The following is a 23,386-nucleotide window of genomic DNA, read 5'->3' as shown; positions in this document are numbered from 1 at the left end:
TTGACAGTGCCTATCGACGGCCTTAGAACCTGTATATCTTCGCGTCACCCTTCGGTGCGCGTTGCAGAGGACTTCAATCTATCCAGTCCAAGTCAAAGAGCAAATATCTTTTCGACATGGAAAGGGAGTACTCCATGCGTTCAGGCCGGCACGCGATTCTACTTGTATCTGTTTGCTTGCTATTCACGTTGCTGCCAACGGCAATGATGACTGGCCAAAACATCACCGCGACGATTTTGGGTATAGTATCCGATCCTAACGGAGCACCACTCGCCGGAGCAGTGGTTATCACTACTAACGAAGCGACTGGCCTCTCTCACACGGCCACGACCGATGCGACGGGTAGCTATCTGTTTCCGCTTCTCCCTATTGGCGATAGATATGCCGTTGCGGTTGAAGTGCAAGGATTCCGGAAATTCCTGCAGCGCGGGATTGTGCTACAGGTAAATGATAATATCCGCGTCGATGTCAAAATGGCAGTGGGTGCAGTTACGGAAACAGCTATAGTCACGGGAGAAGCACCAACGATTGACACTCGGGCTTCCGCTCTAGGTGCGGTGATTGATTCAAGAACCATTGAGCAAATTCCTCTGAACGGAAGAAATGCGACTCAACTTGCCAGCCTCGTGGCTGGGGTTACGCAGATCACCGCTCCGGCGGTTTTCACGTGGCGAGGCGGCTCAACCCTGTCTGTCAACGGATCCCGCACCAATGAGACTCAGTTTCAGGTTGATGGAGCTACTTATGCCGGAGGGTACCAAAACAATGGGCTTAACCTCCCGTCTCCCGACGCTCTTGCGGAATTCAAACTCATTACCAATAACTTTCCAGCCGAGTATGGCCGGAACTCAGGTTCGATCTTTAACACTGTGATCAAGTCCGGTACGAATCAAATCCATGGCGCTGCCTGGGAATTTCTGAGAAATGACAAACTGAATGCGAGAAATTATTTTCTAATAGGAAGCCCGGCGAAGTTAGACCAGAACCAGTTTGGGTTCACGGCTGGAGGGCCGGCTATTAAGAACAGGTTATTCTGGTTTGGATCATACCAAGGTTTGCGTATCGCTCAACAGGACATCGCAACGTCCTTTTTGCCAACTGCGGCGGAGCGAAACGGCTATTTCCCGACGCCAATAAACGATCCCACCACCGGGCAACCAATTGCGCCCAGCGGGCAGGGAGAATATTTCATTAGTCCCACCCGCTTCGATCCGGTCGTCCAGAACGTTCTGAATAACTTTAATATCCCAATTCCGCAGTCGTCGGACGGCAAAGTTACTTTTCTTGGGCCTATTCACGTCAATACCGACCAGTTCGTGGCAAAGGCGGACGGCCACATTACGCAGAAGGATTCGCTGAGTTTTACGTTGCTGACCGATCGCACAGGACGCGAGGACTCTTTACCGAACGGCAACTCCATTCCTAATTATGAGCACCTCATTGCCAGTAACAATTCATCGTTGTTCACAGGAACTTTTACTTACGCCTTCACTCCTTCCTTGTTGAATTATGCCCGAGTTTCCTATGCCCGACTCAAAGAACCTCAGACATGCACCAATCCCCAGATGGACCTGAAAGATCTGGGTTCGATCAGCTTTATTCGCGATCCGCTGAATCCCCCCTACAATCCGACGATGAACGTCGCCGGGGATTTTACTCTGGCTGCGGGTTTGTGCGGTATCTACGAAAATAGTATCAGCCGGCAGGCATCAGATAACCTGACCTGGATACGGGGCCAGCACTCGTTCAAATTCGGCGGGGACCTGGAGAAGCTGAGCACGGCTATCATCGCGCATTGCTGCGGAACGGAAGGCCAGTATTCATTCGACGGATTTCTCACAGGGAGCACTATGGCCGACTTCCTGGTCGGTCGTCCGAACAGCTACACTCGGACGTCTTTCGGTGGGCAGGAGGTTCTTCACTGGTTGTTCGGCGGGTATTTTCAGGACGACTGGCGGGTTACGCCGCGGTTGACCTTGAACTTGGGGTTTCGTTACTTCCTCCAGACTCCGGACATTACTGACGGCGTGATCGGTCCCACGCCAAATGGCCATGATGGAAAAGCCGTCTTTCGTCCTGGCCAGCAGTCCACGGTCTATCCAGGCGCACCGACTGGACTCGTTTATATTCACGATGCCGGTATTCCCCGGGGAGTAGTTGACACCGACCGGAAGGACTTCGAACCCCGCGTGGGGCTGGCCTGGGACGTTCGGGGCAACGCAAAGAGCGCGGTCCGCATGGCGTATGGTGTTTTTCACTCTGTTAGTATCCCCGACCTTACCGGACAGTTGAATCAGAACCAGCCCTTCATCCTCTTTGACACTTATAACGCCCCTCCCGGAGGCGTAGTGAATACCGAGCTGGGTTTTCCCAATCCAATTCCTTATCGCGCCTATCAGATGCAAGACCCGACTTATTACTATCCAGTAGCTGTGGTTTCGCAAAATGCATTTTACCGGCAGCCGCTAGTTCAAGCGTGGACAGCCGATTTTCAACAACAGCTGTCAGAAAATTTCGTGTTAGACATCGCATATGCAGGGAAAACAAGCGAACGGCTAACCCAGAGTGTCCAGCGTAACCCCGCGCTCTATATTCCAGGAGTCGACGGCGACGGCAATCCACTCTCGACAACTGGCAACGTAAACAGCCGGAGAATCTATGCTCCTACTTTTGCCCAGATCCGCGAGTCCCAGAGTATAGGTAGAGCCAATTTCAACGCTCTCGAGGCTAGTGCAGAGTACCGCCTGCGCCGTGGCCTGTCCTTTACGGCCGCGTATACCTGGTCGAAGTCGATTGATACAGTATCCACCTTTGCTGACGGCAGCATTAACGCGCAGGATCCTTTTAACAATCTCCGCGGACAGCGAGGAGTTTCGGATTTTGATCTTACCAACGTTTTCGCGCTGTCGTATATCTATCAAGTTCCCGATCCGCTAATGGGCCATGCAGGCCGCGTGTTAGAGCAGGTTACTGGCGGATGGGAAGTATCGGGAATTACTAGGCTCACCAGCGGCGCACCCTATACCATCTTCTCCGGTGTGAACAATTCGCTGAACGGGGAGAATCAGGACCGGGCTGACCTAATCGGAAATCCCAACCTTTCGAGCGGTCGGTCCCGTCCCGAGCGAGTTCAGGAGTGGTTTAACGTCAGCGCATTTCAAGTAAATCCGATCGGCAGAGTTGGCGATTCAACTCGAAACCTACTGCGAGGACCAGCACAGTTTAACTCAGACCTTTCGGTCCTGAAGAATTTTCTCGTCAGTGACCGCCTGGGAAGCCTCCAGTTCCGGGCAGAGTTCTACAACGTGCTGAATCAGGTGCGCTTTTCTAATCCAAGCAACACAGTAAACTCCCCTTCGTTCGGGCAGATCACGAGTGCCGCGGATCCTAGGTTGATTCAGTTTAGTCTCAAGTATCTTTTTTAACTTGGGGCTAGGATGGCACACTTTACTTTGTCGAGTCAGCTACGATTCTTGGGGGCGACGAGAACTCAGCCTTGACCGATCTGGTTCCTATAAATTCCGCGATAGCGTGAACCAATCAATCGTTCGAAAGGAGAACGGAGAGCTAATTAAATAGAACGGGTAACGCCTTTAGCATTCGCGAATTAGTTTTTTAAAATCCCAGGCAGGCACGTTGTGAACAAGTCGCATGCTCGGGGCGTTATCCCTTAGAGCGTCAAATACAATTTGACCTTCTGGTCGGGAAAGGATCGCGCCAACACAAAAATGGATACGTGAATCGAAAGCGATGTGGCCAAACTTTTGCCTGCCAGTCTCAACGTATCCGGGTTTCTGAAATAGGCGGGATCCCGGTTTGCAGCATTGGGCATCGAACACCACTTGTTCTTTTTCAATAACGCTTGCCAGATAGTTAAACACTCCTGCTTGATAAGGCGTGAATGCCGCGCGCCCGGGCTTTCGTAGCGGAGAATGTCTTCAATCGAGACGGCAGAAGCGAGGGTTCCCTCGTGAGGCGATGTCTTTGCTGAGGATGTAACAGCGGCAAATAAGTTCCGTTGCCAATGAAAGATGTTGTGGTCTCATGATCCGCCCCAGTAGTGTGATTCAGGCATTAGGTAGCTCTGCTTCGGGCAGGCTATCTCTTTTCGCGTACTTCGCATCCATCAGACACGAGATATAGAAGCGCGGCGGTGAATGCCTGCGGTGCTGCCGCTCCTACCGAATGGTATGTGGTCAAAAGCCTATTGGCTTTTTGATTTGCTTCCAATTATAGAAAAGGGACTTGGTGCCGTCTGGGAGCGAGTGAAATCGATGACGCCCCGCTTTGGCTGCTGTGTAGGCACATTGGAGACCTGCGGGAACCACTCCGATCACTGAACTGATCTGGACAATCGTTCCATTCTGGCGCTCTACATTTATTTTAAGGCAGCTCTTGAACAATAGAAGACGCCGTCGAGACACATGGCACCGTCTTGCGATACAGAGATATGGTGGCGACCTTGTCTTGCTGTGGATCGAACCCTTTTTCTGATGAGGATATCGTCATGGCTGTGAAATATCGTCGGCGGATGCCATCCTAAACCGAGTAAGACCTCGAGAGACTGATCGCTACTACTGCGAGTATCAGAAGGCCCACACCTACAAGCAGCGGGGTATACGCCTTCGGGGTCATCAGCCGCCATTCACCCGTTGCCAGGCCGGTGATCTGCCCACTCACGACCATGCTGATCATGTAGATCGCAAATCCGATAGATACTCCGAGACTTCCAAGATATGTGGTACCACTGCTATATAGTGCGATTCCCGCCATCCAAAGACAGCCAGCTAGAACGGGATTGAACAGCTCTTTAAAGAACTTGCTATTAAAGTTTCCCCAAGTCTTGTTTCTGGAGATCAGGTACACCGCATAACCTATATTTGCAATGGAGCCGCCCAGGAGCGCGATAGGCCACACCGCGAATGGAGTCCACGAGACCTGGCCTCCTTGTCCTTCGGCCACCTTCATGATATGTCCTCCGTAGGCAAGCGCAATATTTAGAAGCGAAGACAGTACTCCCGAGCCAATGCAGATGGCAAGCGTCAACAGGTAGGCAGACGAGGAATACGATGACTGCCGCATCGCAGCCTCTTCTCTTCCAAATCCTGCTCCGGCGCCGAGCTTCCGGGCCTCAACCTCCCGCAGGTATCCGCTTCTGCCACAAAAGGTCGCACCGACCAAAAGCATTCCCACTCCACTTAGGATGAGGATGCCGCTTATTTGAAAGATGGCCTCATGGTGCAATCCGAGTAACGGAATAATCGTTCCGAATGCCGCACCCGTCCCATTTAATACTGCTCCAGCAACTCCAATCCCGAGGCGATGTACACAGATTCCCGCTCCCAGCTGTGCGATTCCCCAGAGGAAACCAAGGAAAAAAGGCCAGAGTATCTCATTCAAGGTAAGTGATGAATAGACAGTACTTAAGTGAGGAAGAACTGAAAAGGCTAGAACAAAAGGGGCAATTATCAAGGCGAAGATTGAATAGAAGAGCCAGAAGTTCTCCCATTTCCATATCCTTGCCCACTTCAGCGGCCACATGCTGACACCGACACTTGCACCTGCGACCAAGGTTAAGACGAATCCTGCGATGTTATTCACGTGTATTCACAAATCCTTATCTGACCGATCGCAAAGCAAATTTTCGCAACGTGGTTCAAAGATGTATGCGGGATTACAGTTACGAGCCAAAAAGACATAAGAGTGAGATAGCGCTGTCAAGTTCCGTACGCTTCCGCGCTGTTAAAGCGTTCATTGATACCCCCTTTTAGGGTTCACCACAGCGAGTGTCAATCAATTTCAGCGTATTGAACAGCGAAATGCGGAAATGGATTACCCGAAGCGCTTCGCTAGCACCATATATCCGCCCGGAAGGTGAAGGGGAAGCCGATTACTTCTTAGATCGGCGTGGAAATAGACCTGACTCCGTAGCTGAACCCAATTCTGTTCAATACGTTGAAAGAGGTGGACAGCGCCATTTGTAAAGGCTGTATTTAGTCTCAATGATCTGTGATGCCGCCACTCCCGGAAATCTTAGCCGTGCTGCTTTTCTCAGTGAATCATATGGCCCCTGCAGACGGGTGAACTATCGCGTAGACAACACGATAGTGACCTGTAGACGGGAAAAGAAAAACTATGAGTAAGCAGCGGAAGCTTGAAGGTAAAAAGGCCCTCGTGACCGGTTCCGACATTGGCATTGGATGCGAGATAGCGGTTGAGTTTGCACGACAAGGCGCGGACGTAGTGCTTCACTACTGCCACCATCAGAGTAACGCCTTGAAACACGCTGAAGAGATAAAAGCACTGGGACGCAGGGCGATAGTGATTGGTGCGGACTTCAATGACCTTGGTCAGGCTCAGTCTCTCGCTGCTCAGGCCATCGATGCGATGGGAGTTATCGACTGCCTTGTCAATAATGCGGGCATTACCTTTAATTGTCCCTTCTTAGCAGTGCTGTCTGAACAGTTCGACACTCTGTTTAATGTGAACGTCCGTGCGCCGTATTTCGTGACGCAGAATATCGTTGAGAACATGATGAAACATGAAGGTGGAACCATCTGCAACATTTCGTCGATACACGGTCTGCAAGGTGCGCCGGAACATTCCCTTTACGCGGCAACTAAGGGCGCCATCATCGCTCAGACCAGGGCGTTGGCTGTGGAACTGGCTCATAAAGGAGTTCGCGTCAATGCAATCGCACCAGGATGGATTTCAGTTGAGAACCACTTCAGGGCAATTCCCGGGCTGACGGAAGACGGAGCGAAACAGGGTGCATATGACTCGGTTCCAGTTGCACGTTATGGTATCCCACGCGATGTAGCGCTGCTGGCTGCGTTTCTCTGCTCTGAAGAATCTGCTTTTATGGTGGGACAAACACTGGTTCTTGATGGAGGAACGACTGCTCTCATGTCTCTTATTTCGAATTTTCGTGATGAGTCGGCCGCCAGGTTCGGGGTCGATTATGTTCCGAACGCGCAACGACCTTGACTATCTCCACAAATGAGCAAAAAAACGAGTGGCGACAGACGTATTGCGGTCCAGAAGCTGAACAGTTTCTGTGTCGAAGTTCTTATGAAGGCCGGTTTAACGACGGCTAACGCAAAGACGACTGCTGACGTCCTGGTAATGACTGATACCTGGGGAACATTTTCACATGGCACCGGTGCGCTGCTGAATTATACGCATGCCTTACAGGCAGGTGGAATTGATCGTTCGGCGCAGCCCGAGGTTCTCTCTGAGGGGCCATCCTGGGCAATCATTGACGGCCGTTCCGGCAGGGGAATGCCGAGTTGCTGCATGGCCATGAACCTTGCCATCGAGAAAGCGAGAACCTGCACCATTGCCTGGACTGGTGTGCGAAACGGAAGTCACTTTGGCGAAGCGGGATACTATGCAAACCTGGCGGCCGATCAAAACGTGATCGGGATTGCGATGAGCAATGCTGATCCGAACATGACGATTCCAGGCACCCGAGGGCACACCATCGGTAACAACCCTCTGGCATATGCTGTGCCCGCGGGAAAGGAGCGTCCGATACTTCTTGATATTGCTCTGAGCGCGGTTGCCTATGGCAAGATCACGGCGATGAAGACACAGGGCCAGTCCATACCGCTGAACTGGATTACCGATACGGACGGCTTGCCGACGAACGATCTCAGCAATTGGCCCGCAACTGGATCCATGATGCCGATGGCAGGCCATAAAGGCTACGGAATTGCGATTCTTGTCGAGGTCCTGGCAGGCCTGATGACGGGGGCAGGTTTGCTTGGGGAATTGAAGAGTTGGGTCTTTACGCCTGGTGAGAAAGCGTCCCTCGGCCAGGGTTTTATTGCAATCAATGTAGGAGCCTTACTGCCCGTGGAAAGCTTTCAGCAGCGAGTCGATAGCTTGATCCGGCAACTTCGCCAGGCACCGAAAGCGAAAGGCTCTGATCGCATCTATGTGCCCGGTGAGATTGAATGGGAAAGAAGAGAAGATTGCCTTAGAAATGGCATTCCATTGCCGGCAGCAGTTCTCGCAAGTCTATATCGTGCAGGCGAAGAGCGTGGTGTAGATCCGAACCTGCTGGACTAAACGCCGACTCACTTGATCGAAGCGAGCCGCATTCGAGACCGGATAGAGAAACGCGATTCACGATCATCAGGAGGGCAGAGTGATGCATCGCCGTCGATTTTTGAAAGTCACGGGCCAATTTGGGGCTGGCCTTGGGACAGCCGTTCCGCTGTTCGGACCATTTGCCTCTGAATCGCTTGCTACAACCAGGACGCATGACCCGAACAAAAGTTCCGTAGCACGAGGCCTGGTAATGCCGCTCAACGAGGGATGGTCGATTAGCATCGATCCCGACAATGTTGGCAGAAACAACGCCTGGTTCCAGCAGGCCCAACCAAGTGCAAAAGAAGTGCCCATTCCATCGACAATTCAGCAGGCGTACCCCAGGTATCACGGTTTGGCCTGGTATTGGCTTGAGTTCAAACCACAGCGCAATCCATGGACCAGGGGCAGGTATCTGCTTCGCTTTCATGCCGTGGATTACCTGGCCGATGTTTGGTTGAATGGAAAGCATGTAGGTACGCACGAAGGTGGCGAAACGCCTTTTGTATTCGATGTAACGGATACGCTGCATCCTGACCGGAACAACAAGCTCGCAGTGCGCGTTTTGAATCCCGACGATCTGCCGATAGACGGTATCATGCTTGCCGAAACCCCGCATCGCAACAAGGTCGTAAACTTCGCGAACGGAAACTTTTACGACTATGGCGGCATCATCGAGCCGGTCGAACTTCTTTTCGTGCCTGCCTTTCATCTGTCCGATATTTGTGTAAGCCCCGACTGGCAGACGGGAAATCTCCGCGTCCGGGCGACTGTGCATAACGATTCTGGGAAGCCGATCTCCGCAGGCCTGCATTTTTCCGTGATATCAGAGGCCACAGGTGACTCTCACTCGACAGATGCCATCGCGTTCAAGGCTCCGGTTGGGAGTACGGCTGCCCATCACGAAATGAATATCAAGAATCATCACCTTTGGGATCTCGACGATCCATATCTGTACCGCCTTCACCTTTGGATCGATTCCGACGGCGCGGAAGGGACCCATGAGGTTTCAACCTCATTCGGATTTCGAGACTTTCGTCTCGTCAATGGTTATTTTCGCCTGAATGGCAAGCGTAGGTTCTTACGCTGCACACACACTGGAAACCATGTTCCGTTTGGACAGGTGATTCCGCCAGATGGGTATGCTGATCTTCTCCGGCGAGATTTGCTGTATGCCAAAGCCTCTGGATTTAATGCCATTCGTTTCCTATCAGGCGTCGCATTACCCTATCAACTTGATTTGTGCGATGAACTTGGCCTGCTTGTTTATGAGGAATCGTCGGGAAGCTGGCTGCTCAAAGATTCACCGCAAATGAAGAGACGCTATGAAGACTCCTTGCGCGAAATGATCGTGCGCGATCGTAATCATCCAAGCGTCGCCATTTGGGGATTGTTGAACGAGACGGGAGAAGGCCCGGTCTTTCGTGAGGCTGAGGCTTGTCTTCCTCTTGTCCGTTCTCTGGATGACACGCGCCTCGTACTGCTCTCAAGTGGGCGATTTGACGGTCATCTTGAGATTGGCTCGGCAAGTAATCCAAAGAACTCGACATGGGAATACGTATGGGGAAAAGAACAGCCCGGAGCCGGGCACGTTGCTATGGCCTATTTCGCGTCCGGATCAGGTTCCGGAGATTTCCACCTTTATCCCACTGTTCCGCAGACCCAGGAAAGGAACCAGATGATGCGAACTTTGGGTGAAGACAGCAAGCCGATTTTTCTCTCTGAATACGGAATCGGCAGCATGATGAACGTCATTCACGAACTCAGGATGTACGAGCAGGCCGGTATTCCTGAAAATGCCGAGGACTTTGTCCTCATGCAATCCATGGCTGAAAAGCTTTCAGCGGATTGGATCCGTTTCGGCATGGATGCAGCTTATCCTTATCCGGAAATACTCTTGGAGATGAGCCAGAAGAAAATGGCTCAACATCGTCTGCTCGGATTCAATCTGATTCGCTCGAACCCAAAGATTTGTGGATTTAACCTTACGGGAATGCTCGATCATGCCATGACCGGAGAGGGCGTCTGGCGATTCTGGCGCGATTGGAAGCCCGGAATGTTCGATGCGATGCGGGATGGATGGGCACCTGTGCGCTGGTGCCTTTTTGTAGAGCCAATGCATACCTATGCGGGGCGCCCGATTACGTTGGAAGCTGTTCTCGCCAACGAAGATGCGCTGCAGGCGGGCAGTTATCCTGCAACATTCCGAGTGTGGGGGCCAAACGGGATCGCCTGGGATAAACCAGCTGTAATCTCCATCCCTGACAAGACATCCGAAGATACCCCGTTTGCCCTACCGGTAATGAAAGAAGAGGCTGTCATACATGGTCCAGCCGGAAGATATGAGCTCGTCCCTTCAATAAAAAAGGGGGTTGCTCCTCCGGAAACGTCATGCCGGTTCTATATCTCAGACCCTACGTCGTTGCCGTTTTTACAGCAAGATATAGTGACGCTTGGTGTTTCGCATGACGTTGAAACTTGGCTCAAGTCTCACGGAGTCAGTGCGAGACCATTTGCAGGTGAGCCGACTGAGAAGCGGGATGTCATCCTTGTGGGGGACATCCCATCTGGCAAGCCTACAACGAGTGAGTGGAGATCACTTGCGAAGCACATGGCGACCGGATCGACTGTTATCTTTCTCTCTCCATTAGTATTTGCACGTGATGAAAAGACTTCGGCATGGCTGCCCCTAGCGAACAAGGGGAGAGTTTATAGATTCCACGATTGGCTTTATCACAAGGAGTGTGTGGCCAAGCCCCACCAGGTGTTTGAAGGACTGGAAGCCAACGGTATCCTCGATTGGTATTATTTCGGACCGGTTCTGCCCTCCTATTTATTTGACGGCCAGGATACTCCACACGACGTGATTGCAGCGGCATTTGCTGCAGGGTATTCAACTCCGGGTGGCTATGCCTCCGGGATCCTGCTGGGCGCTTATTTATTTGGTGCGGGCCAGTTTGTTGTGAACAGTTTTCCAGTCCTTGAGCACATCGATAAGCATCCGGTAGCGGATCGCCTGCTTCTGAATCTCATTCGCTATGCGGACACCGTGTCCCAAGTAAAGCCCGCAGCACTTCCGGCAGACTTTGATATCAAGCTCAAAGAAATTGGATATTTAGACTAAGGCTTGTGGGGAGTATTAGCTAATTTTCCTCGTTTCTTCAAGGACTACTTTATCTGGCGGCACACGGTCCCAGGTGGCGTGCCCGGCTCAACTTGTGTCAGTGGATGTGCAACAAATCGGACCAAGAGAAGCGGACTATTGCACGAGGAGATCCGCGGGTGCAGTATTGAGCCATGGATTCGATTCGTAATGCAATTCAAGTTTGGAGGTGGCAAGATGCAGCGTCGGCAGTTTTTGAAGATTACAGGCCAACTGGGTGCAGGACTTGGCACAGCAGTTCCATTTCTAAATCCGTTGGATGCCGCCGCACTTGTCAAAACGGGGGCGCAAGCTAATAGAGTTTCCGCAGTGCAAGAGTTGATCATGCCGCTCGACGAGGGCTGGTCGATGGCTATAGATCCCGAGAATGTAGGAAGAAGTGCAGCTTGGTTCCAAAGTCCTCAGGCAAATGCCAAGGCGACACGCATTCCGTCGATCATTCAGCAGTCGTATCCTAAATATCACGGCGTAGCCTGGTATTGGCTTGAGTTCGAGCCACAGCGCAATCCGTGGAAAGAAGGAAGGTATCTCCTTCGCTTTCATGCCGTGGATTACCTAGCAGACGTCTGGCTGAATGGAGCACACGTCGGCATGCACGAAGGCGGAGAGACCCCATTTGCATTAGATGTAACGGAAACTATTCGTCCGGAGCAAAGCAACCGGCTAGCTGTGCGTGTTTTGAATCCTGACGATACAGCGATTGATGGCATTCTGCTTCTGGAAACGCCACACCACAACAAGGTCGTGAACTACTCAAATGGAATGACATTTGACTACGGCGGCATCATTGCATCGGTGGAGCTTCTTTTCGTGCCGGCGTTCCACCTGTCCGATATTTATGTGAGGGCAGATTGGAAGACAGGAGACATCCGGCTCGAGGCAGAGGTAACGAATGAATCCAGTAAGCCGGTCTCCGCGCGGCTCCACTTTACCGTAACGCAGGATGTTCTGGGCGATGCCGACTCCATCGATACGATCACGCTGGATGTTCCGACGGGAACGACCATTGCTCATCATGAAATGAGCATCAAGAAACATCAGCTTTGGGATCTTGACAATCCTTGGCTATACCGTCTTCATCTGCGGATTGAATCCGATGCGTTAGAGGGGTCTCATGCAATCACAACAGCTTTCGGCTTTCGAGATTTTCGTTTGGTAAATGGCTATTTTCACCTGAACGGCAAACGCTTGTTTCTACGCTGTACACATGGGGGAAACCATGTGCCATTTGGAGTGGTGATTCCGCCGGATGGCTACACGGACCTTCTCAGACGTGATCTGTTGTATGCCAAGGCATCAGGATTTAATACCGTTCGCTTTTTAGCCGGCGTCGCCTATCCCTATCAACTTGATTTATGCGACGAGTTGGGACTCATGGTCTATGAAGAATCCCAGGGAAGCTGGCTGCTTAAAGATTCACCGCAAATGAAACGGCGCTATGAAAACTCTGTGCGCGAAATGATCATTCGCGATCGCAACCATCCCAGTCTTACCATATGGGGTTTATTAAATGAGACGGAAGACGGTCCGGTGTTTCGCGAAGCCGTGGGTGCGCTGCCGCTCGTCCGCTCACTGGACTCGACGCGTCTTGTTCTTCTCTCGAGCGGACGGTTCGACGGGCACCTTGACATCGGCTCGACAAGCAACCCGGACAGCTCATCCTGGGAATATGTGTGGGGAAAAGAAGAGGCCGGGATGGCCTCCGTCGCGATGAAATATCCCTCCGGATTAGGTTCCGGAGACTTTCACCTTTATCCGAATGTTCCGCAAACACAGGAAACCAACCAGATGATGCGGGATCTGGGTAAAGGCAGCAAGCCGGTGTTTCTTTCCGAATATGGAATCGGAAGCATGATGAATGTCATTCACGAGCTCCGAATGTATGAGCAGGCGGACATTCCCGAAGATGCTGAGGATTTCGTTCTGGTGCGGTACATGGCCGACCACTTTACTGCCGATTGGTCTCGTTTTGGCATGGACGTCGTTTACCCCTATCCAGAAACGTTGTTGGAGATGAGCCAGAAGAAGATGGGGCAACATCGTTTATTGGGATTCAATCTGATTCGCTCTAACCCTAACATCTGTGGTTTCAATTTGACCGGAATGCTCGATCATGCACTGGTCGGAGAAGGCGTCTGGCGTTTCTGGAGAGACTGGAAGCCCGGCATATTCGATGTGATGCGAGATGGATGGGCACCAGTGCGCTGGTGTCTATTTGTAGAGCCAACCCATACCTACGCTGGCCGTCCGATAACGCTGGAAGCTGTGCTCGCCAACGAAGACGTGCTGCAGGCGGGCAATTACAGTGCGACATTCAGAGTGTGGGGCCCGAAAGGAATGGCATGGGACAAACAGGCGGTAATCTCCATCCCTGACAAGGCGGCGGAAAATCCACCGCTTGCCATACCTGTGATGAAAGAAAGCGCTACCATACACGGCCCGGCTGGCAGCTATAAGCTCATTCCCTCGATACAGAAGGGAGTTGCTCCGCCAGAGACATCATGCCGGTTCTATATCTCGGATCCCGCATCGCTGCCGCATTTGCACCAGGATGTTGTCACGTTGGGAATTCCGCGCGATGTGGAGACATGGCTCAACGCACACGGTGTAGCTTCCGTTTCCTTTACGAGTGCTGCGCCACTGCAAAAACATAAAGTCATTCTTGTTGGCGATATTCCGCAAAATCAATCTACAGCGAGTCAATGGACATCTCTAGCCAGAGATATCGCGACCGGATCTACTGTAATCTTCTTGTCCCCACTGGCATTCGCTCGCGAAAAAGAGAATGCGGCTTGGCTTCCTCTGACGAAGAAGGGCCGCATCTATAAATTTAGCGACTTTCTTTATCACAAGGAGTGTGTAGCGAAACCACATCCGGTCTTTGAAGGAATCGAAGCCAATGGCATCCTCGATTGGTATTATTTTGGATCGGTTCTGCCGAGCTACGTATTTGACGGTCAGGATACGCCAGACGAAGTAATAGCTGCTGCGTTCGCAGCAGGATATACCGCGCCGGGTGGTTATGCATCTGGGGTCCTACTGGGCAAATATTCGTTCCATGCAGGCGCGTTTATCGTGAACAGCTTTCCTATGCTCGAGCACATTGATCAGCATCCTGTGGCGGATCGGATGCTTCTCAATCTCATTCAATATGCCGGCACCCTGCCAAAGGGAGAAGCCGTAGCGCTTCCATCTGATTGGGATGATCAGCTGAAGAAAATTGGATATATGGACTAGGGCTTAGGGAACGTCCCTCCATCTCTTCGAGAGTCATGCGTTTCGGAACATTCCCGGCTTTGAATGGTCGAGACATTTGCGGGTTGCAGGTCCGGCCGAGGATCTCTTGAGATTCATAGTTATTGATTTAGAAAAATCCTCCATCAAAGGCGCATCGCTCGATCCGGAGACGTGCGAGATTTCGTATGTTTGGCGAGTTTCTTTTCTCGATCCAATCCAATTCCCGGCTTGGTTGCTCAGCGCTGCGAATTTGATCCAACAGACGAAGGCGATGCTTACTTTGCGGGGCCAGCCACCACACATTCTTGCATAGTCCAGGGTTGAGGACTATAAAGTGCTTTTTTGACCGCCCCTCACCCAGCAGCGGGTCAAGAGATCAATTAGAAATACCTTGGTTAGCCGTGGAGAAAGTTCACGCTCGCATCCGTCTATTAGGCTAGATAAGCTCGGTAGTGCTTCCATTCGCAGATATAGTAGGGGCTAGTTTGTGAGCGGTTTCTTCAGGTGATCTGCGACAGTTTGCTAGTGGAGAAATAGCTTCTCCGAAGTCGATTTATGGAGATTAATGCTAGATTGCAGTAGCTTCATACTGCAATTGCAGCACTAGACGAATGTAAACCGCACCGATTTCGGGCACAAATTTTAGGTACAGACATTAGTTTGGCCAAATTATGCTTCATCACGATAAATGTCTGGTGGACGTGAACTTGGGGTCAAGCTGGCTTAAGCTCATTTATCATAGACTACGATGTTATCCAAAAACTTAAAAACCGCAGGCCCGACGGAAAAGTTGGTGTCAGTTCTGGTGTCAGTTTGAATTGTACTTTTGAGCAATTTCCTGCATCTCCATGCAAAATGCGTTCGAGGTAAGAGGCTCAAAATAAGCCACATACGGACACCATGCGGCACTCTGCTACTCTATGCATGTGCCCTTGGACGGTTTCCTAAACCGCAGGTCGGAAGTTCGAATCTTCCCGGGGTCACCATATAATCAATCATTCAACCCCGCCTTTGGGTTTGATCGAAAGACCGCAGTTGTCATTTGATATTTGTAAACAAACGATAAATCCGCATGGTCTCCTATGGCCGATAGGCTCTGTATCTCGCACGGAATATCCTGGATACAGAGATCTGGGTACAGAGATAAGGAGACCAGGTGCCGGACACAAATCGTGTCGCCTTCATCGTAGAGGGATGAAGCGGTGATCGCCTAAACCCTTGTCCTCATCCTGAATCAAGCTGGCTTTCGGGCAAGTGCTTTCGATCACCGGAGAAGGCCCTTGCCGCCAGCGCCGAGCTGACTTCGGCTCTCCTTATTAGCGATGTCATGATGCCTGGAATGACCGGCGTTGAGTTGGCCATTCATTTCCGTAGAACTCAACCTGAATGCAAGGTCCTGCTCTTTTCTGGGCAGGCTTCAACCGCAGACCTTCTCGAAGAGGCTCGCTCGGAGGGTTACGACTTCGATCTACTGTCCAAACCCGTCCACCCCGCAGACCTTCTGGCAAAGCTCCGAGTTTGAATGCGCCGGGCCGAATATTTGTCTGGCACAACCCGTGTTTAGGGTGTAAAGGCTCAAACGAATTTCGAGGGCCAACCTTTATTCCTCCACTCTCCTCAGATAGACATGGACTCGGCCTCTCCTCCTCGCGGTTCCTTTGACGACGAAGGTCAAAAGCTCAAAGCCTGTGAAGAAAATCTCCGCCGATACCATCAGCTTGCCATGGCAGGCAGACTGGTCGGCGCGACCATGCATGAAGTCAATAATCGTCTGGCAGCACTGACCAACCTCATCTTTCTGGCTAGGACCTTTGCCGCGTCCCCACTTCAGAACGTTGACTATCTGGACGAGGCGGACAGTCAATTGCGTAGTCTTGGCGAGATTACCGGCAGAAGCCTCTCCTTCATTCGCCTGGATATGGAAGCAAAGGAGATCGATTTGGTCGATCTGGCTAATTCGGCTCTTCGCCTTCATCACGAGCAGATTGCAAAAAAGAGAATCAACGTTCAGACGCGGTCTTCGGAGGCAGCATTGGCCTGCGTAAAAAAGGGTGAAATCTTCCAGGCGATTACGAATCTTCTACTCAACTCCATCGAGGCGTTGCCACATTCCGGGAAACTACATGTACGTGTCGTCACGCATCCATACAATGCCATCATCACGATTGCGGACAATGGAGCTGGGATCCCAGAGTCGATGCGCAGGACGCTCTTCGATTCTTTCAAGAGTAATAAATCTGAGGGAAACGGACTTGGTCTCTGGATTGTAAAAGAGATCGTTCACGGTCACGGTGGAACAATTCGATATCGGAGCAGCAGTGTTTTCGGCAGGAGCGGAACGGTCTTTCGTATTTTGCTGCCCGTTCAATCCCTGGAGCGGACAACATTGCCAGAGGAGTCATAGGTTGTCGATATTGGCAGAAAGACGCGAACGGTCGTACCGTGCTCTTCTGTGTCCCGGATGCTTTCAATCTGAATCTGGCCTCCGTGGCCTTCAACAAACTGCTTCGCGACAAATAAGCCGATGCCTGTTCCCACGGTGCTGCGAGTGGTGAAGAAAGCTTCGAATACTCTTGGCAGATCAGCCTCCGCTATTCCGGCGCCATTGTCCCGAATGGTCAGGATGATGCCATCTCGAGACTCCATCGTATCCTTGATGGAGATGGACAAAACACCGCCCGCCGGCATGGCGTAAATCGAGTTCATGATGAGGTTTGAAACGACCTGCATCATCTCTCCGCGACGCAGTACGATTTTTCTCGATGAATTGAGTGTTTTTCTAATCTCAATGCCGCTGGCAATGCACCTCGGCTCATAGATCGTGATGGCATGGAGAGCGATCTCTGAAAGGGAGATGCTGCTTGCGGCTGTGTGTTCGCGGTAATAACCAAGAGTTTGTTTGGCTATGTGCGAGACACGCCCGAGTTCAGTCTCGACGGACTCAAAGTAATTGATACCTACGGGGTCGGCAATCATCGGACGAAGAAGATACATCAAAGTCATCACAGCTTCTAGAGGGTTGTTGATTTCATGGGCGATCGTCGCCGCCATTCGTCCGGTCGCTGCAATCTTTTCGGCCTGCAACAAGGATTGCTCGATCCGCCGGCGCATCGAAACATCCCGCAAAATCTTGGACGCCCCGATCACCCTGCCGTGTTCATCTCTTACCGGAGAGATGGTAAGAGAGACATCGAGCAACTGACCGCTCTTCGTGAGACGCTTGGTTTCAAAGTGCTCGATGCGGCATCCGGCACGAATACTCTCCATAATTGTCTTTTCATCAGAATGAAGATCGGCCGGAATGAGCTTGAGAATCGAGACTCCAATCATTTCTTCCGCCGAATAGCCGAAAAGACGAGTGGCTGCAGCATTCCAGCTTGTAATGATGCCGTTGAGATCCTTGCTCAAAATCACGTCTTCGGAGGATTCGACAATGGCTGCGAGTTCGCCAAGGTGTTTGAAGTTCTCTCGCAATATCTGCTCGCTTCGCTTGATCTCCGTAATATCGCGTACAGTACCGAGAATTTGTCCTGTCCCGCCTTCGGTCCTGGATTGAAGGTGTCCTTTCACCTCGATCCAACGAAACGTCCTATCCAGTAGACAGATCATGGCCTCAAAATCGAATGCTTCTCCGTTTTGTAAAGTCGACTCTATCGCACGCCTGAAGGCCTCCCGGCAATCAGGATGGACGACCTCGTTGAAGAACATAGTGCCATTGATCGGACCATCCTCGGGTTTCCGTCCGAAGATCTCGTAGATCAGATCGTTTTCCCAATTCACACGGTCTTCGACCGGGTGCCATGCGAAGACTCCGAGCCGGGCAACCTCCGTTGCCATTTTCAGCCGGGTTTCGCTTTCGAGAAGACGTCGCGCCCCCATCACGATTTCGGTGGTGTTGCGAAAGGCGTCGTAAACGCCAGCGATTGCGCCATTCTCGTAAACCGGGATGAGGGAGTAGCTCCAATAATGGTCTTCGAGAGCACCATTAAAGAGGATGGGGATGAACATGTTATCCCGTACGGCCGTCTCACCGCGATAGAAACAGGCTTCAAGATCGCCGCTCACCAGGTCCCATGCCTCATGGAAGACATCTCGATACAGACCGCCCAGGGCGCTCGGGTGCTTCACCGTCAAAGTAGAAATGGCCGCGTCGTTGTACAAGAAGACCATCTCCGGTCCCCACGACAGAATCGTCGGAAATGGCGAATGCAGCATCAGGTTCACGGTCGCGAGCAGCGTCTCGGACCAGTCTTCAATCGGTCCAAGAGGTGTTTCCGACCATTTGTACGCGCGTATGCGGCCCGCCAACTCACTGTCGCCGGTAATCAAGGTTTTGGTCCGTGCTGTGAGCGTTTGTCCGTTCATGAAATTAACAGGCCCAACCATCGTGCATTCTCATACGCATTGATGTTTTCGGCCGCAGGCTAACTTTTGCTTCGCTGGATTCGAATCCTAAAATCCGGCGACGACGCGGTACGGTCAATGTTTCTAACATGCTAACGCACACCAGCTTTTTCGGTATTTGGAAAGCGCGTGCCTTGATGAGCTTATACAAGAAAAAACAGGCGGTATTTATGCCGTCACATACATCGGGGCCGAAGAAACGGCTGAGAAGGCGGTGGTAATTTCATTCATAGAGGCACCTCTTCAAACGGCCGGTGTTAGCCTTCTGAATATGGTTACGGGCCTGAAGCAGGTGACGCTCTCTGTCGTCGATCTGGATTGATATCTTCTGACGCCTGACAATATTTTCGTAGGAAAAGGGGCCAGATATGTTAGATCGAAGAGATTTCCTTACTTACTGTGCTGCACTTCCCAGTGCTTTTATGCAGGCACCGCAGCAGATCACTCACGTCGATACGCTGCAAACTGGTCCACCTCTCAAGAGTTCGGTCGTGAAAGGTGCAGATCTTTCGACGGAGGGAAACAGCCCCGGAGCCAAAGCGAGAGTGCATTTCAACGGTCCCACAAGGCAACTGGCAGCGGTGGCAACCGGGGTCGTGACGCTTGAGCCTGGCTCCAGGCCGCATCCGCCTCACCGTCACCCTGAAGAAGAATTCGTGATCGTCACGGCTGGAACCGGAGAGATCGAAGTGGACAGTGTCGCGACGCAGGTGACGGCAGGCGACATGATGTACGCCGAGGCGAACGTGCTGCACGGGATTGTGAACACAGGATCGACGACGATGACATTTTATTTTACGAAGATATTGGCAAAGAACGCTTAAGAAAGAAGGAGTAAAGGTTGAGAAGCACTCACTGCTTACTCTCTTTTATTCATTCGAAATCGCTTCATGATTTGGATAAAACAAACGCAATCTGATGTCACCAGAATGAGTATTTTCCCGACCGAGGACATTTCTTGTCCTGCGAGCCGACCAGGTCGAGAAACTTCGATCAACAATCAGTTTTCGCGGTGAGAGACTTAAAACAAGCCGCATAGTGACTCCATGCAGAGCTCTGCTATTCTATGCGAAGTGACCTAGGACGGTTTCCTTAACCGCAGGTCGGAAGTTCAAATCCTCCCGGAGTCACCATTTTTTGACTGCATGCGGATTGCTGGCTGCATTTCCGCATAACTATTAGAACGTTCAACGCAGGAGATGCTCGGGAAGACGGTGGGAATCCGTCACTGCCCCGCAACTGTAAGCGCGATACTGCGCGTCTGTCATTTCAGAAGATGCGCAGTGCATGCCAGACCTGAAGGCCACTGGAGAGATCCGGGAAGGCGGCCGGGCAGCGCGCAAGTCAGGAGACCGGTCTCACTGCTATGAAGTCGACCAACCGCGTTCCGAGGGGGACGGAGGATCTATGAGTAAGAAAAAGCGGCCAGTGAGCCGCATTGCCCTGTTTTCTGCTTGCCTGTTGTTTGCCAGTGCTCCCATTCATGCCGTAGTGGTTCGAGGCCGCGTGACCGATTCGCTCGGACGACCTATTGCCAGTGCGAATATCTCCCTGATTCAGGATGGCAAGGTGGTTGTTGCCTCCAGGACTCAGAATGACGGCACCTATCAGCTTTCCAGCGCGGCCTCAGGACGTTTTTACGTCCTTGCGGGCGGCGATTCTTTTCGTCAACTTGCGACGCAGAGCTTTTATGGCGGGGCGCTGGACGGAGTAGATCAGAACATTGTGCTTGAGCCGGAGTGGGTGCGCCAGTCGGTTGTTGTGACGGCTACGGGAACACCGCTGCCGCAGGGGCAATTGAGCGCGTCGATTACTAATCTCACGAAGACAGACTTTATCAATCGCACCGATCTGGTGGATGCGATGCGACAGGTGCCCGGCACTAACGTGGTGCAGACGGGGCAGCGCGGCGGCTTGGCGAGCGTCTTTGTGCGCGGCGGAAACTCGGACGCGAACAAGATTCTTTTCGATGGTGTGCCGATTGAAGATGTGGGCGGAACGTTTGACTTGTCCACGATTGCAACGACCGGCGTATCGAATGTGGAGGCGTATCGCGGGCCGAACAGCGTTCTGTATGGATCGGATGCCGCGGCGGGTGTGGTCAGCTTCAGTACGCCGCGTGGATCGACGCCGTTTCCATCGCTGCTGTATGAGGGCGACGCGGGGAATTTCGGGACGTATCGCAACCAGGTGCAGCTTGGCGGCACGCATCGCAGCTTCGATTACTACGGCGGCTTCAACGATTTGCAGACGAAGAACTCGATTCCAAGCAGCGAATACCACAACATCGTGGAGACCGCGAACCTGGGCTATGCGTGGTCTTCGGCAACGACGCTTCGCGTAAGCGCGCGCAACGCCGATATTGCAACGGGATCGCCGAACGCGTACGACTTCTACCAGATTGCTAATGATGCGAAGCAGTCGAACCAGAATATTTTTCTCGCGGGCTCGATCGATCATAACTTCTCCGATCGATGGCATGGGCTGGCGCGCTATGGACTGGCGCGGAAGCGTGAGCAGTATGCGCAGTGGTCGCCTACGGGTATTCATGATGTAGACGACGGGATTTATCTTGGCCTGCCGGTCACGATCAAGGGCGGGAATGGATATTCGGTTAGCGGGCAAGCCATTCTGAACTATGACAACTATGGCGTGACGTATCCGATTGTGTCGGAGCTGGTGTCGAACCGCGACAACATTTATGGGCAGACGGATTACCAGTTCACGCCGCACCTGCTGGCGATTGCCGGTTTCCGCTATGAGAACGAGCGCGGCGCGGATCGCTATCCGGGCTACACGAACGACACCCTGGAGCGCAGCAATTACGACTACATGCTGCAGGTGGGCGGCGACTTCTGGAACCGGGTGTTTTACTCGCTTGGCGGCGGGATTGAGAAGAACCAGCTCTACGGAACGGAAGGAACGCCGCGTGTTGGATTGTCATATTACGTGGTGCGCCCGGGCGCGGGGCATTTTCGCGGGACGAAGCTGATATTCAACTTTGCGAAGGGCGTCAAGGAGCCGAATCTGAACGATCAGTTCAGCTCGCTCTATGACTTTCTTTACCAGTACGGCGGGCAGCAGGCGGTTGCGCAATATGGAATTCAACCGATTGGCGCGGAGCGCTCGCGCAGCTACGACGGCGGTGTTGAACAGAGTTTTTTCAGCGAGCGTCTGCTGTTTCGGGTGACTTATTTCCATAATGAATTCGGCAACCAGATCGAGACAGTTCCGAGCAACCAGGCAGTACAGCTGCTGCCGAATCTTTCGCCGGATGAGCAGCAGGAGTTGCTGGGGCTGCTGCAGGCCTCGTACTTCAATCCGACGCTCAATTCTCTGGCGTTTCGCGCACAGGGATTTGAGAGCGAAGTGCAATACGGGCTTGGCAAGAGCATCTTCTTTCGTGGCGGCTATACCTATCTTGATTCGGTAGTGCAGCAGTCGTTTACTTCCGATGCTGTTGGGCCGACCTACAATACGGATTCCAATTTTGCAAATATTCCGATCGGCGTGTACTCGCCGTTGCGGGGAGCGCGACCATTTCATCGGCCTCCGCATACGGGATTTATTACGGGGACCTATACCGGAAAGCAGTGGACGGTGGTGGGCAATGCCGCGTTTTCAAGCGGCAGCGATGACTCGACGTTTCTGGGCAACAGCGATGCCAACTTTGGCAATTCGCTGCTGCTGCCGAACCGGAATCTCGATTACGGATTTACCAAGCTCGATCTTGGCGGGGTCTACCAGGTAAACCGCTGGCTGGGAATATACGGGCAGATGGAAAATGCGACGAGCAATCAGCATACTGGGCCGATTGGATATCCGTCGCTGCCGTATAACGTGCGCATCGGGCTTCGGCTTGCACTGGGCAAGGAAATGAAATAACGAGTGTCGGGGAGAGTGAATTCTCCCTGTTTCCTCGAAACCTGAGATTTGCTTACAATCGAGGAATGGCTTCTTTGATTTCTCCGGGTTCTATGCTGCGCCGTGTTGCTGTATCGTCGTTAGGTCTTTTTATTGCTGTTCCGCTTCTGCTTTCAGCGCAGACGGAAAAGCGCGGGCGTAAATATACGCCGCCTCCGCCAACCTGCAAGATTACCGTGATTGTGACGAAGGGCTCGACGGGCAAGCCGGTAGAGAATGCCGGCGTGGTCTTTCACCCTATCGATAAAGATGGTAAAGACGGCGGCAACATGGAGTTGAAGACGAACGAAGAGGGCAAGGCTGAGCTGGATGTGATTCCGGTTGGCGATACGGTCCGGCTGCAGATTATTGCGCATGGCTTCCAGACATATGGCGCCGATTACGTGGCGGACACGACGACGAAGGAGATTGCGGTGAAGATGCTGCCTCCTGGACACCAGTATTCGATCTACGAGAAGCACAATGATTCGCAGCGCGGCGGCGAGGATGAGGCTCCGAAGCCTTCGGACGACAGCGCGCAGCCGCACTGATTTGAACCAGGGCTGAAGCCCGTTTCATTCCTGC

Annotated in this window: 13 protein-coding genes, 2 tRNA genes and 1 riboswitch; of the genes, 12 read left to right on the top strand and 3 right to left on the bottom strand. The window is 52.3% G+C overall.

Going from position 1 to position 23,386, the window contains the following annotated elements:
• The first annotated feature begins 134 nt into the window (after positions 1-134).
• The gene (locus GSQ86_RS04615) at positions 135-3,425 is read left to right on the top strand and encodes a carboxypeptidase regulatory-like domain-containing protein (RefSeq protein WP_216841012.1); all 3,291 of its coding nucleotides are present in this window, start codon (positions 135-137) and stop codon (positions 3,423-3,425) included.
• A gap of 771 nt (positions 3,426-4,196) precedes the next feature.
• On the opposite strand, the gene GSQ86_RS23795 is transcribed toward GSQ86_RS04615, so the two are convergent.
• Positions 4,197-4,424, bottom strand: a complete 228-nt coding sequence (locus GSQ86_RS23795) for an SDR family NAD(P)-dependent oxidoreductase (protein WP_158748776.1) — start codon at positions 4,422-4,424, stop codon at positions 4,197-4,199.
• 115 nt (positions 4,425-4,539) lie between these two features.
• The gene (locus tag GSQ86_RS04605) at positions 4,540-5,601 is read right to left on the bottom strand and encodes an L-rhamnose/proton symporter RhaT (RefSeq protein WP_158748775.1); all 1,062 of its coding nucleotides are present in this window, start codon (positions 5,599-5,601) and stop codon (positions 4,540-4,542) included.
• A 534-nt stretch (positions 5,602-6,135) separates the two neighbouring features.
• Between GSQ86_RS04605 and GSQ86_RS04600 the strand changes: the two genes are divergently transcribed.
• The 7 genes from GSQ86_RS04600 to GSQ86_RS04570 all read left to right on the top strand — a co-directional run bounded on the left by GSQ86_RS04600 (position 6,136) and on the right by GSQ86_RS04570 (position 16,898).
• Positions 6,136-6,987, top strand: coding sequence for an SDR family NAD(P)-dependent oxidoreductase (locus GSQ86_RS04600; protein ID WP_158748774.1), 852 nt, complete (start codon positions 6,136-6,138; stop codon positions 6,985-6,987).
• Positions 6,988-6,999: 12 nt separating this feature from the next.
• A complete protein-coding gene (locus GSQ86_RS04595; RefSeq protein ID WP_256366818.1) occupies positions 7,000-8,073 on the top strand; it encodes an Ldh family oxidoreductase in 1,074 nt (357 codons plus the stop codon).
• Between the two features lie 82 nt (positions 8,074-8,155).
• Positions 8,156-11,218 (top strand): glycoside hydrolase family 2 protein, encoded by a 3,063-nt coding sequence (locus GSQ86_RS04590; RefSeq protein WP_158748772.1) that lies wholly within the window; start codon positions 8,156-8,158, stop codon positions 11,216-11,218.
• A 216-nt stretch (positions 11,219-11,434) separates the two neighbouring features.
• Positions 11,435-14,494, top strand: a complete 3,060-nt coding sequence (locus GSQ86_RS04585; RefSeq protein ID WP_158748771.1) for a glycoside hydrolase family 2 protein — start codon at positions 11,435-11,437, stop codon at positions 14,492-14,494.
• Between the two features lie 894 nt (positions 14,495-15,388).
• A tRNA-Arg gene (locus GSQ86_RS04580) sits at positions 15,389-15,480 on the top strand.
• A gap of 311 nt (positions 15,481-15,791) precedes the next feature.
• Positions 15,792-16,016, top strand: a complete 225-nt coding sequence (locus tag GSQ86_RS04575; protein ID WP_371720228.1) for a response regulator — start codon at positions 15,792-15,794, stop codon at positions 16,014-16,016.
• Between the two features lie 201 nt (positions 16,017-16,217).
• Entirely contained in the window at positions 16,218-16,898 is a 681-nt protein-coding gene (locus tag GSQ86_RS04570) for a sensor histidine kinase (RefSeq protein WP_158748770.1), read from the top strand.
• Here GSQ86_RS04570 and GSQ86_RS04565 read toward each other — a convergent pair.
• Complete coding sequence (locus GSQ86_RS04565) at positions 16,859-18,880, bottom strand: PAS domain S-box protein (RefSeq protein ID WP_254062149.1); 2,022 nt, start codon at positions 18,878-18,880, stop codon at positions 16,859-16,861. The two genes, GSQ86_RS04570 and GSQ86_RS04565, sit on opposite strands and share 40 nt — an antisense overlap.
• Before the next feature lie 386 nt (positions 18,881-19,266).
• On the opposite strand from GSQ86_RS04565, the gene GSQ86_RS04560 reads away from it, so the two are divergent.
• The 4 genes from GSQ86_RS04560 (at position 19,267) to GSQ86_RS04545 (ending at position 23,352) form a co-directional block, all read left to right on the top strand.
• Entirely contained in the window at positions 19,267-19,722 is a 456-nt protein-coding gene (locus GSQ86_RS04560; RefSeq protein ID WP_158748769.1) for a cupin domain-containing protein, read from the top strand.
• 216 nt (positions 19,723-19,938) lie between these two features.
• Positions 19,939-20,031: transfer RNA gene (locus GSQ86_RS04555), tRNA-Arg, on the top strand.
• Between the two features lie 31 nt (positions 20,032-20,062).
• Positions 20,063-20,274: riboswitch (cobalamin riboswitch) on the top strand.
• 31 nt (positions 20,275-20,305) lie between these two features.
• Positions 20,306-22,783 carry a TonB-dependent receptor domain-containing protein gene (locus GSQ86_RS04550; RefSeq protein ID WP_158748768.1) on the top strand — a complete coding sequence of 826 codons (2,478 nt, stop codon included), beginning with the start codon at positions 20,306-20,308 and terminating at the stop codon, positions 22,781-22,783.
• A 65-nt stretch (positions 22,784-22,848) separates the two neighbouring features.
• The gene (locus tag GSQ86_RS04545) at positions 22,849-23,352 is read left to right on the top strand and encodes a prealbumin-like fold domain-containing protein (RefSeq protein WP_216841011.1); all 504 of its coding nucleotides are present in this window, start codon (positions 22,849-22,851) and stop codon (positions 23,350-23,352) included.
• The last annotated feature ends 34 nt before the right edge of the window (positions 23,353-23,386 follow it).

This window comes from Acidobacterium sp. S8, from assembly GCF_009765985.1.
GTDB lineage: Bacteria > Acidobacteriota > Terriglobia > Terriglobales > Acidobacteriaceae > Alloacidobacterium.
Note: the sequence above shows the minus strand (reverse complement) of the source record. Positions and strands in the feature narration are given on the sequence as shown.

Coding starts and splice junctions, on each gene's coding strand:
- GSQ86_RS04615 (WP_216841012.1), top strand. CDS start 135: ATGCGTTCAGGCCGGCACGCGATTCTACTTGTATCTGTTTGCTTGCTA.
- GSQ86_RS04600 (WP_158748774.1), top strand. CDS start 6,136: ATGAGTAAGCAGCGGAAGCTTGAAGGTAAAAAGGCCCTCGTGACCGGT.
- GSQ86_RS04595 (WP_256366818.1), top strand. CDS start 7,000: ATGAGCAAAAAAACGAGTGGCGACAGACGTATTGCGGTCCAGAAGCTG.
- GSQ86_RS04590 (WP_158748772.1), top strand. CDS start 8,156: ATGCATCGCCGTCGATTTTTGAAAGTCACGGGCCAATTTGGGGCTGGC.
- GSQ86_RS04585 (WP_158748771.1), top strand. CDS start 11,435: ATGCAGCGTCGGCAGTTTTTGAAGATTACAGGCCAACTGGGTGCAGGA.
- GSQ86_RS04570 (WP_158748770.1), top strand. CDS start 16,218: ATGGCAGGCAGACTGGTCGGCGCGACCATGCATGAAGTCAATAATCGT.
- GSQ86_RS04565 (WP_254062149.1), bottom strand. CDS start 18,880: ATGGTTGGGCCTGTTAATTTCATGAACGGACAAACGCTCACAGCACGG.
- GSQ86_RS04560 (WP_158748769.1), top strand. CDS start 19,267: ATGTTAGATCGAAGAGATTTCCTTACTTACTGTGCTGCACTTCCCAGT.
- GSQ86_RS04550 (WP_158748768.1), top strand. CDS start 20,306: ATGAGTAAGAAAAAGCGGCCAGTGAGCCGCATTGCCCTGTTTTCTGCT.
- GSQ86_RS04545 (WP_216841011.1), top strand. CDS start 22,849: ATGGCTTCTTTGATTTCTCCGGGTTCTATGCTGCGCCGTGTTGCTGTA.